Consider the following 16321-nt stretch of genomic DNA (forward strand, 5'->3'; position numbering starts at 1 on the left):
GACTCGAAACTGAACTTCTGCACAAATCATCACGATTTCTTGACGCGGAGGTTCAGTTTCGGCGCATGCAGCGGTCGTGAGTCACCGGCTGACGAATTGGACCACCACTTCGGAGAAAGCGTCGTTGTCGTCGCCGGCCGCGGTGTGCCCGGCCTCGGAGAGCTCGACGAATTCCGCTCGCGGCACCTTCTCCAGGAAGTCCTGGACCCCCGCGGTGCTGACCACGTCGGAAAGCTTCCCGCGGATCAACAGGATCGGGATGGTCAAGCTCATCACCGCGCGCTCGAGCTTCTCCTCGCGGATGAACCGGTCGTCGATCGGCGCGGTGAGAAACGCCGGATCCCAATGCCAGAACCAGCGTCCGTCGCGAAATCGCAGGTTCTTCTTCAGACCTTCGGGGTTGCGCGGCCGCTTGCGGTACGGCAGATACGCGGCGACCGCGTCGGCCGCCTCGTCGAGGGTCTCGAATCCGTCTATGCCGCTTGACATGAACTCGCGAATGCGCGCGCTGCCGTCCTTCTCGTACCGCGGCACCACGTCGACGAGCACGAGCTTGGTGACCTTTTCGGGTCCCGCGGCGGCGGAAGCCAGCATGCCCGTCATCCCGCCCATACTCGCGCCGATCAAGGCGACCGGACGCCCGATCTGCTCGATGACCGCAAGCGTGTCCGCACTCAACGCGTCAACGGTGTAGTTGGCGCCCGGTGCCCGGTCGCTGTCGCCGTGTCCCCGGCTGTCCAGCGCGACCACGTGCAGACCCAGACCGGCCAGAACGTGTCCGGTCTGCTTCCACGAGTAACGGTTCTGGCCGCCGCCGTGCAGCAGCAGGACGGAGGGTTGCTGCGTCTGCGCACCACGGTTCCACTCGTCGGCCACCAAGGTGATGTCCTCCGACCCGCGGAACTTAACGGTCTGCGGTTCGCTGTCAGTCGCGCTCACGGCCGTCCTCTCCGGCTCGCCCCAGTGGCTCACGTTACCTACCGGGAATTTCCGTCGATCCCGATGTCCGCGATGAGGGCGTCAATATACTTTGCGCTCGTGCAGCCCGAGTTTGCCGCCCATGACCGTGAGCGCATCATCGAGGCTGCTTACGCCTGTTTGTCGCAACCACACACGGGACCCGTTCCGGTCGCTGCGATTCTGCAGCGGGCGGAAGTCTCGACCCGCGCTTTCTACCGTCACTTCGAATCCAAGGACGAGTTGTTCCTCGCCATGCTGCGCGAGGAGACCGACGCGTTGGCGCGGCGCCTCGACCGCGTCCTCGAGGAGAAGTCGGGTGCGCCCGCCGAGCAACTCGAAGCCTGGATCGAGGCGATGTTCGGGCTGATCCACGACGAGGAGATGCGGATGCACTTCACCGTCATCGACTCCGACGAGGTCCGCGCCGCCAAGGGCTATCGCGAGACGCGCGAGAAGGCACACGCCGATCGCGAGCGCTCACTGGTAGAGATTCTGCGGCGCGGCCGCGACCACGGTTCGTTTCCGCTGGCCGACCCCGAGCAGGATGCGGTAGCCATCAACGCGATCATCAGTCGCGTGTTGATCAGCCAGACCTTCGACGACCACGAGGGTCTGCGCCTGGCCAAGGCCCGCGTGCTCGACTTCGCGCTCCGCGCGCTGGGCGCCAGGCAGTTCGTCGCCGAAGAACGATGAGCGTCATCGCTGACCTCGAGGAGGCCGTGCGCGAAAGTTAGCCACTGGCCCCTGTCGTGGGGAAACTCGGCTGAGCGACGTCGGCGGTTGCTCAACCGCAAAATCCCGATATACGGTTCCCGGACGTCCGGCTGTGTGTACCCTTGCGCCACAGCCATCACGGGCGCGGGTTGTTGGTGTCAGGGAAGGTCGGAGCGGGCTATGGCAGTGCAGATGGCAGTGCGAAGCGCGCGGGTGGGAGCCGACTGATGGTCGCTGTCAATGCAATTGCAAAGCCCGTGCGCGCGTTCGGCGGCTTCTACTCCATGGCGCTCGACACCTTCGTGTGGATGTTTCGGCCACCTTTCGCGTGGCGTGAGTTCATCTCTCAGTCGTGGTTCGTCGCACGCGTTTCGATACTGCCGACGCTGATGCTGACCATTCCGTATACGGTGTTGCTGACCTTCACGTTCAATATTCTGTTGGTGGAGTTCGGCGCCGCCGACTTCTCCGGAACGGGCGCGGCGCTCGGAACCGTACGCCAGATCGGCCCGATCGTGACGGTGCTGGTGGTCGCGGGCGCAGGGGCCACCGCAATGTGCGCGGACCTCGGCGCGCGCACCATCCGCGAAGAACTCGATGCGCTGCGGGTAATGGGTGTGAATCCCATTCAGGCGCTGGTCGTTCCACGCGTGGCGGCCGCGACCCTGGTGTCGCTGGCGTTGTCGGCGACCGTGATCCTCGTCGGGCTGGCCGGCGCATACTTCTTCGTGGTCTACATTCAGAACGTCTCACCGGGTGCGTTCGCCGCCGGTCTGACGTTGCTCATCGGAACCACCGACGTCATCATCGCGTTGCTCAAGGCCGCGCTGTTCGGCTTGTCCGCAGGCATGATCGCTTGCTACAAGGGCATTTCCGTCGGCGGAGGACCTGCCGGCGTCGGCAACGCGGTCAACGAAACCGTGGTTTTCACGTTCATGGCGTTGTTCGCGATCAACATCGTCGCGACCGCGGTCGCGGTGAAGGTGACGATGTGACTGTTTCACGGCCGCATTCCCAGTTCCCCTGGCTGAAAGCCCGGTTCAAGAGCGTCGCCGATCCGTGGAACCGAGTCGGGATGCAAGCCAAGTTCTTCGGCCGCACCCTGACGTCGATCCGCTACACCGTCGTGCACTACCAGGTCGAGTTGATCCGGATCATCGCCCAGATGGGCCTTGGGGCCGGGGCGCTCATCATCATCGGCGGCACGGTGGCCATCGTCGGCTTCCTCACCGTGACGACCGGCGCCTTGGTGGCGGTGCAGGGCTACACCGACTTCTCCGAGATCGGCGTCGAGGCGCTGACCGGTTTCGCCTCGGCGTTCTTCAATGTGCGGCTGATCGCGCCGGCCACGACGGCGGTGGCGTTGTCGGCCACCATCGGCGCGGGCGCCACCGCGCAACTGGGCGCCATGCGGATCAACGAGGAGGTCGACGCGCTGGAAGTGATGGGCATCCGAAGCATCGCCTACCTCGCATCGACGCGGGTCGTCGCCGGCTTCCTGGTCGTGATCCCGCTGTACTGCGTCGGCGTGATCGCCGCGTTCTGGGCGGCACGCTTCGGCACCACCGTGATCTACGGTCAGTCGACGGGCGTATACGACCACTACTTCAGGACGTTCCTCAACCCCACGGATCTGATGTGGTCGTTCGGTCAAACCATCGCGCTCTCAGTGATGATCATGCTGGTGCACACCTACTACGGCTACACCGCGCGAGGTGGACCCGCGGGCGTCGGTGAGGCCGTCGGGCGGGCGGTGCGCACCTCGCTCATCGTCTCGGCCTTCGTGCTGGTGATGCTGTCGCTCGCTGTCTACGGTCAATCCGGCAACTTCAACCTGGCCGGTTGATCATGGACATCGAAGACGAAGGCCTGCACCCCGCGTGGTGGACGTTGATCCTCGTGGTCATACTCGCCGCCGCCATCTGGCTGACGTACGCCCTGTTCGTCGGCGCCTTCAGGGCGACCGAGACGGTCACGCTGACATCCGACCGCTCGGGTCTGGTGATGGAAACCGACGCCAAGGTCAAGTTGCGCGGCGTGCAGGTCGGTCGGGTCTCCGCAATCCAGGGTGGCAGCCAACCGGTGGCGTTGAAGCTGGAGATCGACAAGGACAAGCTCCAGTTCATCCCGTCCAACGTCGAGGCGCAGATCCGGGCGACGACGGTGTTCGGGGCCAAGTTCGTCGATTTGATCTATCCGAACGATCCGAGTTCACAGCACCTGGCCGCCGGTCAGGTGATCGAGTCGCGCAACGTCACCGTCGAAGCCAACACGGTGTTTCAAAACATCGTCGACGTGCTCGAACAGATCGACCCGGCCAAGCTCAACAGCACGCTGTATGCGCTCGCCGAGGGGGTCCGGGGTCAGGGCGAGCTGATCGGACAGGCCACCACTGACGCGAATCAGGTGCTGCTCGAAGTCAATCCGCGCTACGAGACGGTGACCGCCGACCTGCGCGCGCTGCGGGATTTCAACGACACGTACAGCGCTGCGGCACAGGACATTCTGAGCACCTTGGACGCGCTCAGCACGACGAGCGCCACGATCACGGCCCAGGCCAGCCAATTGGACGCGCTGCTGATGGCCACCATCGGGCTCTCCAACAGCGGAATCAACCTGCTGGCGCCGAACCAGGCGAACCTGATCAAGTCCATCAACGTGCTCGAACCGACGACGAATCTGCTGTACAAGTACAGCCCTGAATACACCTGCCTGCTGACCGGTGCCAAGACCCTGCTGGACACCGGCGGGTACGACGGGCCGGGCGGTAACGGCCGGACACTGGTGCTGGACGTGGCCCTGGGCGTCGGCGACGACCCGTACCGGTACCCCAATCACCTGCCGATCGTCGGCGCCAAGGGCGGGCCGGGCGGTAAGCCAAGTTGCGGCTCGCTGCCCGACGTCGCGCAGAACTGGCCGGTGCGCAACCTCGTCACCAACACCGGGTTCGGCACCGGAATCGACTGGCGGCCCAACCCCGGCATCGGCTTCCCCGGATACGCCAACTACCTGCCGACCACCCGTGCGGTGCCCGAACCGCCGAGCGTGCGCAACCTGTTCGGCGGACCCGCGATAGGTCCGATCCCGTACCCGGGAGCCCCGGCTTACGGTGCCGATCTGTACGCCGACGACGGCACCCCACTGTGGCCCGGCCTGCCGGCCGCACCGCCGCCGATGGCGCCGCGGGATCCCGGTCCCACACCGGGTTCGGAGCCGTTCATCGTCCACTCGCCGGCCCAGGTGCAGCCCACGCCGCTGCGACCGACACCGCTGCCGACGCCGGCACGACCGGGCCCCCCGTTCGGATGATCCACGACGCCATGAGAGGTGACACGCCATGTCCAGCATGAACGCCAGGGTTCGCCGAGACGCGGTGCGTCTCGGCGTGTTCCTGGCTGTCTGCCTGCTCGGCGTGTTCGGACTGTTCGCGGTCTTCGGCGAGATGCGCTTCGGGGAGGCCACCAACAGCTATGTCGCCGAGTTCACCAATGTCACCGGCCTGGAGAACGGGGACTTCGTGCGCATCGCCGGTGTCGAGGTCGGCAGCGTGGAAAAGGTTGCCATCCAACCGGATACCACCGCGCGGGTCGAGTTCAACGCGGACCAGTCGGTGGTGCTGACCGAAGGCAGCAGGGCCGTCATCCGGTACGACGACCTCATCGGCGGCCGTTACCTGGCACTCGAGGAGGGCGCGGGCGGAGTCAAGAAGCTCGAGCCCGGCGGCACGATTCCATTCGCCCGCACGTCTCCGGCGCTCGACCTCGACGCGCTGATCGGCGGCTTCCGCCCGCTGTTCCGTGCGCTGGATCCAGATCAGGTCAACGCGCTGTCGAGTCAGCTGATCCACGCGCTGCAGGGACAGGGCACGACCATCAACTCGTTCCTGTCCCAGACCGCAGCGCTGACAACGACTTTGGCCGACCGGGACCGGCTGATCGGGGACGTGATCGTCAACCTCAACGTGGTGCTGGGATCGCTCGGTGATCAGAACGACCAGTTTGCGAAGGCAGTCGACGCGCTCAGCGAACTGGTCGGGACCCTGGCGGAGCGCAGAGCGGACATCAGCAACGGGCTGGCGTACACCAACGAAGCGGCCGGAACCGTCGCGGACCTGTTGGACCAGGCCCGGCCACCGTTGCGCAAGACGGTCCAGGAAACGGACCGCGCCGCGGGCATCGTGGTGGCTGACCACGAATACTTCGACAACCTGCTGAACACCCTGCCGGATGCCCATCAAGCGCTGGCGCGGCAAGGGCTTTACGGCGACTTCTTCAACTTCTATCTCTGTGACATCGTGCTCAAACTCAACGGCAAGGGCGGCCAGCCGGTGTATGTGAAGGTTGCCGGGCAGTCCACCGGGAGGTGTGCGCCGCGATGAGGTCCTTCTCGGAACGGAATCAGACCGTCATCGGAGCCATCGGGCTGGCGTTGACGATCGGCATCGTGCTGGGGGCGCTGAACTACGATCGGCTGCCGTTCTTGCAGGGCAGCGAGTACTCGGCCTACTTCGCCGAGGTGGGCGGGCTGCAAGCCGGTAAGGCCGTGCGTGTTTCGGGATTCGAGGTCGGCCGGGTCAAATCGATCGAGCTGGACGGACCGCGTGCCCTGGTGACGTTCACCGTCGACAGCGACATCCGGCTGGGGGATCGCACCGAGGCGGCGATCAAGACCGAGGGCCTGCTGGGCACGAAGATCCTCGAGGTCACCTCCCGCGGCGACGGCCGGCAGGAAGGCACGATCCCGCTCGACCGCACGACGTCGCCCTATGAGCTACCCGATGCGCTGGGCGAGTTGGCCACGGCGATCAGCGGTTTGAATACCGACCAGTTGTCCGAATCGCTGCGGGTGTTGTCGGCCACGTTCTCCGACACTCCACCGGAGTTGAAGATCGCGATCGAGGGTGTGGCGCGGTTCTCCGACACGCTGAACGAACGTGACGCGCAGTTGCGGGGGTTGCTCGGCAACGCCGACAAGGCCACCAAGGTGCTGGCCGAGCGCAGCAACCAGATCGTGAGTCTGGTGACCGACACCAACGCGCTGCTGGCAGAGCTGCAAAACCAAAGCGCCGCACTCGATGAGATCTCGGGCAACATCTCGGCGCTCAGCGCGCAGTTGCAGGGTTTCATCGGCGAGAACCGCGAAACCCTTCGGCCCGCACTGGACAAGCTCAACGGCGTGCTGACGATCATCGACAATCGCAAGGAACGCGTGCAGAAGTCGCTCTCGTTGCTGACCGACTATGTGATGTCGCTGGGTGAATCGGTTTCGGGTGGTCCGTTCTTCAAGAACTACGTCGCCAACCTGTTGCCCGGCCAGTTCCTTCAGCCGTTCATCGATGCCGCATTCTCCGACCTCGGCCTGGACCCCAACGTGAAGCTGCCGTCGGAGCTGTCCGACCCGCAGGTCGGTCAGCCGGGGACACCGGCGCTGCCGGTGCCGTTCCCGCGGACGGGTCAAGGCGGTGAACCGCGGCTGACGGTGCCCGACGCCATCACCGGCAATCCCGGCGATCAAGCGTGTGGGCCGCCCGGGCTGCCGCTGCCGGGACCCGGCTGCTATCCATACCGCGAGCCGCTGCCGGCACCGCCCCCAGGCGGGCCGCCGCCGGGCCCGCCCGCCGAGGCGCCGCCGGCCATGCGCTCGACCGCGGACCCGACACCGTCTCCGGTCGCGGTGCCCGCTCCCGGTGGGCAGGCCCACCTTTCATCGCCGGAGGCCGGACGATGACGCGGGGTGCACGCAACATGTTGGCCGTTGCGCTGGTCGTGATACTCGCCGCCGGCGCGGTCGTGTTGTTGCGCAACACCGGAGCGATCAACCGCACACACGTCGTCGCCTACTTCGACAACGCCAACGGTATCTACCCCGGCGACGACGTCAACATCGTCGGCGTCCCCGTCGGCAAGATCGAATCCATCGAACCGCAGCCCGACCGGGTCAAGATCTCGTTCTGGTACGACAGCAAGCACAAGGTGCCTGCCGACGCCAAGGCCGCGATCCTGTCGCCGACGTTGGTGACAGCGCGCGCCATCCAACTGACCCCGCCCTACACCGGCGGACCGGTGATGGGTGACGACACGGTGATCCCGCAGTCGCGCACCGCCGTTCCGGTCGAGTGGGACGAGGTCCGGCAACAGTTGCAGAAGCTCGCCGAGACGCTGCAGCCTACCGAGCCCGGCGATGTCAGCCCGTTGGGATCGGTCATCAACACCACCGCCGACAACCTGCGCGGTGAAGGCGCCAACATCCGCGACACCGTCGTCAAGCTGTCGCAGGCCGTGACTGCGCTTGGCGACCACAGCACCGACATCTTCTCCACGGTCAAGAATCTGGCGATCCTGGTCTCGGCGCTGCAGGACAGCACCGACGTGATGCGTCAGCTCAACCAGAACCTCGCGTCCGTGACCGGACTGCTGGCCAACGATCCCGGCGAAGTCGCCGACGCGCTGCGCGACCTCAACAACGTCGTCGGGGAAGTGCAGACCTTCGTCGCCGACAACCGTGAAGCGCTGGGCACCACGTCGGACAAGTTGGCGGGGGTGACCCAGGCGCTGACCGACAGCCTCGGCGAGCTCAAGCAGTTCCTGCACGTGGCCCCCAACACGCTGCAGAACTACGTCAACATCTGGCAGCCCGCCCAGGGTGCGGTGAGCAGCTTGCCGATGCTCAACAACTTCGCCAACCCGATTTCGTTCCTGTGCGGCGGGATTCAGGCCGCATCCCGGCTGAACGCCGAGCAGTCGGCGAAGCTGTGCGTGCAGTACCTGGCGCCGATCCTGAAGAACCGCCAGTACAACTTCCTGCCCATCATGCAGAACGTCTTCTCCGGTGCCACGACACGGCCCAACGAGCTGACTTACAGCGAGGACTGGCTGCGCCCGGATTACATTCCGCCGCAACCTGTTCCGCCCGCGGCTCCGCCGCCCCCGTCGGCGCAGGCGGCACCACCCGCTCCGGTCGCGGGCCCGCCGCTGGCGGCAGAGGCGCCGGTCTCGACGAACCCGGCCGACGGTCTGCACGGCATGATGGTGCCCCAGGGGGTCGGCCCATGATGCGGCGCAAGCTCTTTCGCAGAGTAGCGGTGGTGGCCGTGTCTGCCGCGCTGCTGTCGGGCTGTTCGGACTGGCAGGGGCTGAACTCGCTTCCGTTGCCGGGCGTCGAGGGCACCGGTCCGAATGCGTTCACGATCCAGGCGCAGATGCCCGACGTGGACAACATCGAGCCGAACTCCCGTGTCCGGGTGGCCGATGTGAACGTCGGCACCGTGCGCAAAATCGAGCGCCAGGACTGGCATGCACTGGTGACGATGGAACTCAACGGTGACGTGGAGCTGCCCGCCAATGCGACGGCCAAGCTCGGGCTGACGAGCCTGTTGGGGTCGCTGCACATCGAGTTGGCCCCGCCGACCGACGCGCCGCCGGTGGGCAAGCTGAAAGAGGGCGCGCTGATTCCGCTCGAGTCGTCCAGCGCCTACCCGAGCACCGAGCAGGCGCTGGCCGCAGTTGCGCTGCTGCTCAACGGCGGCGGGATCGGCAACATCTACGACATCACCGAAGCTCTCAGTGTCGCGTTCACCGGTCGCGAGAACGACCTGCGCAGTCTCATCGAACAGCTCGACATCGCGATCGGCCACCTCGATGACCAAAAGCAGGACATCATCGAGGCCACCGAAAGCCTGAACAATCTGATGGGGCAGATCGCCGAACAGAAGCCGGTGGTGGACAAGGCCTTACGAACCATCCCCGATGCCCTGGCCGTGCTGAGGGATCAGCGGCAGAACCTGGCCGAGGTGCTGACCCAGCTGGGCCGGTTCAGCGCGTTGGCCGCCGACTCGGTCAACCAGACCAAAGACGCTCTGGTGCAAGAGCTCAAGGACCTGGGCGTGGTGCTGGAGGAGTTGGCCGACGCCGGTCCCGCGTTGACCCGCGCGCTGAGCTTCTTGCCGACTTTCCCGTTCCCGAAGGAGACATTGCTCAATTGGATGCGCGGCGACTACGCGAACCTGACGTTGGTCGTCGACCTGACGTTGAGCAGAATCGATTCGGCCTTCTTCACCGGAACGCGGTTCGAGTGCAACCTGACCTGGCTGGAACTGCAGTGGGGCCGCACCATCGGCCAGTTCCCGAGCCCGTGCAACCACCACGTGCCGCCACCGGGCGGCAACCCGTTGGTCGCTCCGTATCGCTGGGATCAGGGGCCGTAGCATGCGAATGACCCGTCAGATCCTCATTCAGATGGCCATCTTCTCGGCCATCGCGATCATTGCGTTGAGCGTCATGATCTTTGGGTACATGCAGTTGCCGACCCTCCTCGGCGTGGGGCAGTACCGCGTCACGCTCGAACTGCCGGAGACGGGCGGGCTGTATCCGCGGGGCAACGTCACCTACCGCGGTGTGCAGGTCGGTGAGGTGAAAAGCGTCGATCTCACCGACAGGGGAGTCGAGGCGGTGCTGTCGTTGGACTCCGACGTCAGGATCCCCGCCGACCTCGAAGCCGAGGTGCACAGCGTGTCCGCCGTCGGCGAGCAGTACGTCCAGTTGCTCCCACGTAGCGGTGAGGGCCCGGAGCTCAGGGACGGCGATGTGATCCCGTTGAACCGCACCACGGTTCCGACGGACATCAATACGGTGCTCGACGATACGGCCCGGGGGCTGCAGGCGATTCCGCAAGAGAACTTGAGGACCGTCGTCGACGAGGCCTATACCGCGGTGGGCGGGCTCGGCCCCGAACTGCGCCGGCTGGTCCAGGGCAGCGCCACGCTGGCCATCGATGCCCGCAAGAACCTCGACCCGCTGCTCACACTGATCGACGAGTCCAAGCCGATACTCGACACCCAGACCGAGACTGCCGGCTCCATTCAGGCGTGGGCGGCGAACCTGGCGAGCATCAGCGGTCAACTGCAGAGCCAGGATCCGGCGGTGTCGGGGATTCTGGCCAAGGGGCCGGGGGCCGCCGACGAGGTGCGCGCCCTGTTCGAACGACTGCAGCCGACCCTGCCGATCGTGTTGGCCAACCTGGTCAGCATCGGAGAGGTCGCCCTCGCCTACCAGCCGAGCCTCGAGCAGCTGCTGGTGTTGTTGCCACAGGGCACTGCCGTCACACAGGCCGTGGGTGTGCACAAGCGCAATACCAAGCAGGACTACATGGGCGACTCGCTGATCTTCAACCTCAATGCGATCCTGCCCGCGCTGCCCGCACCGCTGCCGCTGCCGCCGCAGAACCTGCCGCCGCCGTGTACGACGGGGTTCCTGCCCGCGCAACAGCAGCGGGTGCCGGTCTTCGAGGACTACCCCGACCGGCCGGAGGGTGATCTGTACTGCCGCACGCCGCAGGATGCGCCGTTCAACGTGCGCGGCGCGCGCAACCTGCCGTGTATCACGGTGCCGGGCAAGCGGGCTCCGACGTGGCAGATGTGCGAGAGCGACGAGCAGTACGTGCCGCTCAACGACGGCTACAACTGGAAGGGTGATCCGAACGCGACCCTGTCCGGGCAGCCGATTCCGCATGTGCCGCCGGATGTGCCAGTCGCCATCACGCCGCCTCCGCCGGGTACGCCGCCGCTGCCCGTCGCGGCCGCCGAGTACGACCCCGCGTCCGGCGAGTACGTGGGACCGGACGGCAAGGTGTACACCCAGTCCAACCTGGCAAACGGTGCAGCGGGCGAGCGGCCGTGGCAGTCGATGCTCGTCCCGCCGGGGAGCTGACGCTGAAGTTTGCAGTGTCGATACCGGCACGGACGTGGTGCCGTTTCGTGGGCAGGTTCCGACGCTATGGTGTCGGACACGTAAGTTGTAGCCGACCTGTCTACCCGACCCCGACCTGGCCCGTGGGCCGCAGAGGAACTTAGATGGCAGACGAGACCACACCCGGCAAGGACGCCGCGGCCGAAGGTTCCGAATCCACGACACCTGCCGAGACGGCAGAGGCTGCTTCGGTGGCGCCCGCTGCTTCGACCACACCGACTGCGTCGACGACAGAGGCTGCCGAGACGACAGAGGCTGCCGGAGGCGTCGAGGATTACGACGCCGCCGACGCCGCCGAAGATGAAGCGGAGCCCGCCCCGCCCAAGGCGCCGATGTCGCACGTCCGGTTGGCGACGATCGTCGGCCTGGTGGTCGTGGTGGCCCTCGCGGCGCTTGCGGGGTGGCTCGGGTACCGGGCGTACGAGTCGCGGCAGGCCGAGGATCTGCGCAACCTCTTCCTGCAGGTCGGGCGGCAGGGCGCGCTGAACCTCACGACGATCAGCCACGAGCACGCCGAGCAGGATGTGCAACGTGTCCTGGACTCATCGACCGGAACGTTCTACGACGATTTCCAGGCCCGCGCGCAACCGTTCATCGAGGTCGTCAAGCAGGCGCAGTCGAAGTCGGAGGGCGAGATCGCCGAAGCTGGGATCGAGTCGTTGAACGACAACGAGGCCAAGGTGCTGGTCGCGGTGACCGTCAACACGACCAATGCCGGAGCGCCCGAGCAGGCGCCGCGGTCCTGGCGGATGAGGATCTCGGTGCAGAAGACCGGCGAGGACGAGGCCAAGATCTCGAATGTGGAGTTCGTACCGTGAGCAATAGACATCGACTTCCGCGGCGCAAGCGAGACAACGACGCCACCGACGAGTCTGCCGAGAAGGGCACGACGCCGGGATCCGAGGCGGTCGAGTTGACCGAATCGACGGCCGAGACGACGGCCGCGCCTGCGGAGAAGACCGAGGCGGTGGAGAAGACCACGGCCGCAGAAGACACCCCGGCGGCCGAAACGACCGAGGCAGCGGAGACGACCGAGCCAGCCACGAGCGAGCCCGGCACAGCCGAGCCCGCCGCGACCGAGCCCGCAGGCAAGCGAGGCATCAACTGGGCCCGCGTCTTCGCCTTCGGCGTGCTGCCCGCCCTCGCGCTGCTGCTGGCCGGCGGAGCCGGTTATCTGAAGTGGGTCGACAACTCCGTGCGCAATGCGGACGCGGCGCGCGCCGAATCGGTCCAGGCCGCCAAGGACAGCACAGTGGCGATGCTGTCGTACAAGCCGGACACCGTCGAACAGCAGCTCAACGATGCACGCTCCTTGTTGACAGGCGAGTTCGAGGAGTCCTACACCGGGCTCATCAACGACGTGGTGATCCCCGGCGCACAACAGAAGCAGATCTCCGCGGTGGCTTCCGTTCCGGCGGCCGCATCCGTGTCGGCCGACTCCGAGGAGGCCGTGGTGCTGGTGTTCGTCAACCAGACCGTGGTCATGGGGCAGGACGCGCCGACGGATACCGCCTCGAGTGTGCGGGTGACGTTGGAGAAGATCGACGGCGACTGGCTCATCTCGAAGTTCGAGCCGGTGTAGGGGCGTAGTGGCCGAACCCGAACTCATCGATGTCGATGCGCCGGGCGTACGGCTGCGCGCCCTCAGCTGGGGCACCGTCGGTGCGCCGATTGCACTGTGCCTACACGGTTTTCCCGACACCGCGCACGGATGGCGCAACATCGCACCGCTACTCGTCGACGCGGGATTCCGGGTGGTGGCGCCGTTCATGCGAGGCTACGCACCGTCGTCGACCGCGTCCGACGGCAGCTACCACGTCGGCGCGCTGATGGACGATGCGCTGCGGGTGCTCGACGCGGCCGGACCGACGGGCCGCGACGTGCTGATCGGGCATGACTGGGGAGCGATCGCCGGTGCCGGGCTCGCCGCGATGCCCGACAGCCCGTTCTCGAAGGCCGTCATCATGTCGGTGCCGTTTGCCGCGGCGTTCCGACCCCTTGGCAAGACGCCGGATGCGGGCCGGCTCGCCGCACAGTTGCCCCGCCAGTTACTCCGCAGCTGGTACATCATGTACTTCCAATTGCCCGGCCTTCCCGAGCGATCCGCGTCGTGGGTGGTGCCCCGGTTGTGGCGCCAGTGGTCGCCGGGCTACGACGCCGCCGACGACGTCGCCCACGTTCTCGACGCGATCGGCGCGCCCGAGAACTGGCGTGCCGCGCTCGGGTATTACCGGGCCACCGTGCGCAACAGCAAGCCGCCCGCGCAGTACGCCGAACTGCACCGGCATTGGCTCTCGGCGCCACAGCTTCCGACGCTGTACCTGCACGGCATCGACGATGGTTGTGCCTCAGCGGATTACACCCGATGGGTGCGGCGGGTTCTGCCGGAAGGTAGCGAGGTCGCCACCGTCGAGCGGGCCGGTCACTTCCTGCAGCTGGAACAGCCGGAAGCCGTCGCGGGGCACATCGTCGACTTCATCGGCTCGACGCGCGCTTAGCCTGGGGGACATGGGGCGGCGACTGGCTGCGGTGGATGCGCAGGCGTATTGGATGTCGGCGAAGACTCCCAGCGATCAGTTTCTGCTCTACGGTTTCGCGGGGGACGTTGCCGATGTCGAGTCGGCCCTAGCGCGAATCCGTGACCGGGCGCGGGGCTGTACCGAGCTGCGCCTGCGGGTGCGTGACGGCAATCCGCTGACGTATCCGCAGTGGGTGCCCGCGGACGTCGCGCCGAACCAGTTCGTCATGCACGCCGCGGAGAGCAGTTGGGCGGGCTGTCTGGCGATCGTGGCGGGGTTGTTGAGCTCGGACCAACTCGATCCGCGAATGATGGCGTGGCGAATTCACGTCTTCCCGGCTGTCGAGGATGTTCCGGGAGCGGGCCCCGGAACGGTTGCGGTGGTACAGGTGGCGCACGCGCTCGGGGACGGTCTGCGGTCATCGGCGTTGGCGGCGTGGCTGTTCGGGCGGAGAGAGATCGTACCGAATGTTGCGGTGCCAGAGCGGTTTCTAGGGCCGAGGCTGCCGTGGCGTGGTTATGCTGCTGCGCGGGCTCACCGTGGGTTGGTGCGAACTACATCGGCGGGATTGGTTCCGCCGCAGGCGGATTCGCGTCCAGCGTTGCGCAGCAATGCGCGACCGGAAGGCTTGCGCAGCATCCGGACCGTGGTGATGCGGCGTTCACAGATGCCAGGGCCCACGGTGACGACTGGCGCATTGGCCGCGGTGTCCGAGGCGTTGGCCGCGCACTTGCGGGAGTTCGGTGATGACCCATCGCTGCTGGGCGCCGAGGTGCCGATGGCGAAGACGGGCGAGCGGCGCGCCCACAATCACTTCGGCAATGTGGGTGTGGGCCTGTATCCGGATCTGCCATTCCATGAACGTGCAGCGCGCATTGCCGAGGACCTGGAGCAACGCCGGCGCAGGGCCGCCCATCCGGCGATGGTTGCGTCTGGTCGGGCGTCCGCTGCGGTGCCGGCACCGTTACTGCGTTATGGCGTCAAGAAATTCGACATGTCACTGCGCTCCCCGACGGTCACCGGGAACACCGTCGTATCCAGCGTGAACCGTGGACCTGCCGACCTACTTTTCGGGAACTCACCGGTGGTGCTCACGGCCGGATTTCCGGGGCTGTCTCCGATGATGGGCGTGACGCATGGCGTACACGGCATCGGAGACACCATCGCCGTCAGCGTGCATGCGGCCGAGTCGGCGATCGGCGACATCGACTCTTATGTCGAGAGATTGGAGGCGTCCTTGACCGCCGCATACCCCTAGAAGTTGGGGGTTTGTTGCGTTCGGCCATGAGTTGGTCGACGGTGGTTGGTGCTCGGGGTGCGGGTGCGGTCGGGGCGACGTGGGCGCGGGTGGAAAACGCCGCCTGCGCGCGCCGGCTGGCCGCCGCCGCCGACGTCCTGGAACGTTTGATCGTCGAAGCCGGGGCCGTCGACCGCGAACAGTGGTGCATCGACAATTGGACGATCGCCGCCGCCGAGGTCGCCGTCACCGGCGGCGGCCACCAATCCCTCGAACATGTGATCGAATCTATCGACCCAGACGTCGTGTAACCAGCGGATAGAGCGCATCTGGGGATGAAACCCAACTTGGGGATAACCCCGCCGTGCAGACGCCAAGAGCTGGGGGTAACTGTTTCACGCGGGCTGGGCGCGCACGCAGGGCGTGGGGGTAAATGACCACTCGATCATGCGAGGGGGCTGGGCAGCGGCTTAACACATGGCCTAGATTTTGTTGCATGACTGCCTACGACGTCGGAGTGCTGATCCTGCGCGTGGTGCTCGGCCTGACCATGGCCGCCCACGGCTACAACAAGTTCTTCGGACCCGGAGGCCTCAGCGGCACGGCCGGGTGGTTCGACAGCATGGGGATGAAGCCGGGCAAGTTCCACGCCCGAGTCGCCGCGACGACCGAGATGGCGGCCGGCATCGGTCTCGCGCTCGGCCTGCTCACCCCGATACCGGCCGCGGGCTTCGTGGCGCTCATGCTCGTTGCCGCGTGGACCGTGCACCGGGCCAACGGCTTCTTCATCGTCAAGGAAGGTTGGGAGTACAACCTCGTGCTCGCCGCTGCTGCCGTCGGCATCGCGACGATCGGCGCGGGCAAGCTCAGCCTCGACCACCTGCTGTTCAGCTCGACGAGCTTCTACGACCTACTGCACGGCTGGTGGGGTCTGGTCATCTCGCTGGGTCTCGGCCTGCTCGGCGGCATCGGTCAGCTGGCGATCTTCTACCGGCCGCCCGCCAAGACCGACGCCTGACGACAGCCCACGCAGTTCGCGAACTGCACATCAGGGTCGTGAAACCTCGGCGATCGCGACCCTGTTGTAGATTTCGCGAAGCGGACGTGAGGTTCTGGAGCCGCATAGCTAGAACACGTTCTAGTCTGTG

General features: G+C 66.2%; 16 protein-coding genes. 15 read left to right on the forward strand and 1 reads right to left on the reverse strand.

Annotation, left to right across the window (positions count from 1 at the left end; all coding sequences use genetic code 11):
* Positions 1-81: 81 nt before the first annotated feature.
* Complete coding sequence (locus AU192_RS15285; RefSeq protein WP_064397661.1) at positions 82-939, reverse strand: alpha/beta fold hydrolase; 858 nt, start codon at positions 937-939, stop codon at positions 82-84.
* A gap of 99 nt (positions 940-1038) precedes the next feature.
* Between AU192_RS15285 and AU192_RS15290 the strand changes: the two genes are divergently transcribed.
* The 15 genes from AU192_RS15290 to AU192_RS15360 all read left to right on the forward strand — a co-directional run bounded on the left by AU192_RS15290 (position 1039) and on the right by AU192_RS15360 (position 16191).
* A complete protein-coding gene (locus AU192_RS15290) occupies positions 1039-1653 on the forward strand; it encodes a TetR/AcrR family transcriptional regulator (RefSeq protein WP_233151458.1) in 615 nt (204 codons plus the stop codon).
* 248 nt (positions 1654-1901) lie between these two features.
* The gene (locus AU192_RS15295) at positions 1902-2669 is read left to right on the forward strand and encodes an MlaE family ABC transporter permease (RefSeq protein WP_064397605.1); all 768 of its coding nucleotides are present in this window, start codon (positions 1902-1904) and stop codon (positions 2667-2669) included.
* On the forward strand, positions 2666-3520 hold the full coding sequence (locus tag AU192_RS15300) for an ABC transporter permease (RefSeq protein ID WP_064397607.1): 855 nt from the start codon (positions 2666-2668) through the stop codon (positions 3518-3520). Before AU192_RS15295 ends, AU192_RS15300 begins: the two co-directional genes overlap by 4 nt.
* Before the next feature lie 2 nt (positions 3521-3522).
* Positions 3523-4983 carry an MCE family protein gene (locus AU192_RS15305; protein WP_064397609.1) on the forward strand — a complete coding sequence of 487 codons (1461 nt, stop codon included), beginning with the start codon at positions 3523-3525 and terminating at the stop codon, positions 4981-4983.
* 37 nt (positions 4984-5020) lie between these two features.
* Positions 5021-6052, forward strand: coding sequence for a virulence factor Mce family protein (locus AU192_RS15310; RefSeq protein WP_064397666.1), 1032 nt, complete (start codon positions 5021-5023; stop codon positions 6050-6052).
* Positions 6049-7401: an MCE family protein gene (locus AU192_RS15315; protein WP_064397668.1), complete on the forward strand. Its 1353-nt coding sequence runs from the start codon at positions 6049-6051 to the stop codon at positions 7399-7401. Before AU192_RS15310 ends, AU192_RS15315 begins: the two co-directional genes overlap by 4 nt.
* Positions 7398-8726 (forward strand): virulence factor Mce family protein, encoded by a 1329-nt coding sequence (locus AU192_RS15320; protein WP_064397611.1) that lies wholly within the window; start codon positions 7398-7400, stop codon positions 8724-8726. Before AU192_RS15315 ends, AU192_RS15320 begins: the two co-directional genes overlap by 4 nt.
* Positions 8726-9877: an MCE family protein gene (locus AU192_RS15325; protein WP_094288934.1), complete on the forward strand. Its 1152-nt coding sequence runs from the start codon at positions 8726-8728 to the stop codon at positions 9875-9877. The genes AU192_RS15320 and AU192_RS15325 overlap by 1 nt, the downstream gene beginning before the upstream one ends.
* Position 9878: 1 nt before the next feature.
* Positions 9879-11378, forward strand: a complete 1500-nt coding sequence (locus AU192_RS15330; RefSeq protein WP_064397615.1) for an MCE family protein — start codon at positions 9879-9881, stop codon at positions 11376-11378.
* 143 nt (positions 11379-11521) lie between these two features.
* Entirely contained in the window at positions 11522-12235 is a 714-nt protein-coding gene (locus AU192_RS15335; RefSeq protein WP_064397617.1) for a tetratricopeptide repeat protein, read from the forward strand.
* A complete protein-coding gene (locus tag AU192_RS15340; protein ID WP_064397619.1) occupies positions 12232-12999 on the forward strand; it encodes a hypothetical protein in 768 nt (255 codons plus the stop codon). The genes AU192_RS15335 and AU192_RS15340 overlap by 4 nt, the downstream gene beginning before the upstream one ends.
* Positions 13000-13006: 7 nt before the next feature.
* Entirely contained in the window at positions 13007-13915 is a 909-nt protein-coding gene (locus AU192_RS15345; protein WP_064397622.1) for an alpha/beta fold hydrolase, read from the forward strand.
* A gap of 10 nt (positions 13916-13925) precedes the next feature.
* Positions 13926-15194, forward strand: coding sequence for a WS/DGAT domain-containing protein (locus tag AU192_RS15350; protein WP_064397624.1), 1269 nt, complete (start codon positions 13926-13928; stop codon positions 15192-15194).
* Positions 15195-15220: 26 nt separating this feature from the next.
* Positions 15221-15484, forward strand: a complete 264-nt coding sequence (locus AU192_RS15355) for a hypothetical protein (protein ID WP_064397627.1) — start codon at positions 15221-15223, stop codon at positions 15482-15484.
* 185 nt (positions 15485-15669) lie between these two features.
* A complete protein-coding gene (locus AU192_RS15360; RefSeq protein WP_064397629.1) occupies positions 15670-16191 on the forward strand; it encodes a DoxX family protein in 522 nt (173 codons plus the stop codon).
* Positions 16192-16321: the final 130 nt, after the last annotated feature.

It is taken from the genome of Mycobacterium lehmannii (genome assembly GCF_001499925.1).
Classification (GTDB): Bacteria; Actinomycetota; Actinomycetes; order Mycobacteriales; family Mycobacteriaceae; genus Mycobacterium; species Mycobacterium lehmannii.

Bases quoted from the DNA above. Each gene is read 5' to 3' on its own strand.
- AU192_RS15295 (WP_064397605.1), top strand. From the start codon at position 1,902: ATGGTCGCTGTCAATGCAATTGCAAAGCCCGTGCGCGCGTTCGGCGGC.
- AU192_RS15305 (WP_064397609.1), top strand. From the start codon at position 3,523: ATGGACATCGAAGACGAAGGCCTGCACCCCGCGTGGTGGACGTTGATC.
- AU192_RS15310 (WP_064397666.1), top strand. From the start codon at position 5,021: ATGAACGCCAGGGTTCGCCGAGACGCGGTGCGTCTCGGCGTGTTCCTG.
- AU192_RS15315 (WP_064397668.1), top strand. From the start codon at position 6,049: ATGAGGTCCTTCTCGGAACGGAATCAGACCGTCATCGGAGCCATCGGG.
- AU192_RS15320 (WP_064397611.1), top strand. From the start codon at position 7,398: ATGACGCGGGGTGCACGCAACATGTTGGCCGTTGCGCTGGTCGTGATA.
- AU192_RS15325 (WP_094288934.1), top strand. From the start codon at position 8,726: ATGCGGCGCAAGCTCTTTCGCAGAGTAGCGGTGGTGGCCGTGTCTGCC.
- AU192_RS15330 (WP_064397615.1), top strand. From the start codon at position 9,879: ATGCGAATGACCCGTCAGATCCTCATTCAGATGGCCATCTTCTCGGCC.
- AU192_RS15335 (WP_064397617.1), top strand. From the start codon at position 11,522: ATGGCAGACGAGACCACACCCGGCAAGGACGCCGCGGCCGAAGGTTCC.
- AU192_RS15350 (WP_064397624.1), top strand. From the start codon at position 13,926: ATGGGGCGGCGACTGGCTGCGGTGGATGCGCAGGCGTATTGGATGTCG.
- AU192_RS15355 (WP_064397627.1), top strand. From the start codon at position 15,221: ATGAGTTGGTCGACGGTGGTTGGTGCTCGGGGTGCGGGTGCGGTCGGG.
- AU192_RS15360 (WP_064397629.1), top strand. From the start codon at position 15,670: ATGACTGCCTACGACGTCGGAGTGCTGATCCTGCGCGTGGTGCTCGGC.